Raw genomic sequence first — 1,014 nt, 5'->3', positions numbered from 1 at the left:
TATAAGTGAATCAGGCGCGGCAGGTGCTGATCGCTGAACGGAGCCGAACCGCCATCGACCAGGAAGACGACAGGCGCCTCGAGCCCCTTGGCTGCATGCACGGTCATGACGCGGACCTCGTCGCGGGTCTGGTCCATCTCGCGCTTGATTTCTGGACCGGCGCTCTCCAGCGTCGACAGGAAGGCTTCCAGCCCGGGCAAGCCGGTCCGCTCCTCGGCAAGGCAGAAACTCAGGAATTCGTCGAGAATGTCCCCGGCTTCCGGCCCGAGCCGCGCAACCATCTTGCGGCGCACGCCACCGCGTGCCAGCAGGCCGGCATAGAATTCGAACACCGGCTTGAAGACGGCCTCGTTGGCCCAGATGTCGAGTTGAGCGGCGACCGCCGCGAGCGCTTCGCTTTGGCTGGCATGCTGGCGCAGGGACTCGGCCAGCGACAGGCCGGATGGTCTTTGCGCGGCCAGTGTGAAAAGCATCTCTTCCGACAGATCGAAGATCGGGCTCCGCAGCACGGCGGCGAGCGACAGATCGTCCTGCGGCTGGATCAGGAAATGGCCGAGCGCGATCAGGTCCTTGACCGCGATGTGGCCGGGCAGGCTCAACCGGTCCGCGCCGGCGACCGGGATGTCACGACGTTTCAGGGCACGCGTCAGTGCATGAACGAAGCGATCGCGCTTGCGCACCAGCACCAGCACGTCGCCAGGGCGCAGCCTCTTGCCGCGGCCTTCGATGACCTCGCCATTGCCGATCCAGCCGGCAATGGTGGCGGCGACGTTTTCGGCAACCCGAACCGCCGGCGCGCGGGCATGGTCGACTGCCTGGGTCCAGTCGTCCGGCTCGTCGACGACATCGGCGCCGATGGATGGCCAGACCTCGACATAGCCCGGTGCATCGGTGCGTATCGCCTTGTGGCTCAGCGGGTCGGGGTCATGGCTGATGCCGCGCCGCACGACCGGATCGGCGAAGACACGGTCGACAGCGGCCAGAACATCGTCGGTCGAGCGGAATGACCAGGTG

1 protein-coding gene is annotated in these 1,014 nt (G+C 66.4%); it reads right to left on the bottom strand.

The annotated features are described in order from the left end of the window. Window positions 1-1,014 (bottom strand): 3'-5' exonuclease (locus FJ980_RS34380; protein WP_281406373.1); only part of this gene is annotated, 1,014 nt, incomplete at both ends.

Origin of the sequence: Mesorhizobium sp. B1-1-5 (assembly GCF_006443065.1) — a bacterium.
In the GTDB taxonomy this organism is placed as follows: domain Bacteria; phylum Pseudomonadota; class Alphaproteobacteria; order Rhizobiales; family Rhizobiaceae; genus Mesorhizobium.
This window is presented reverse-complemented; position numbering and strand designations above follow the sequence as displayed.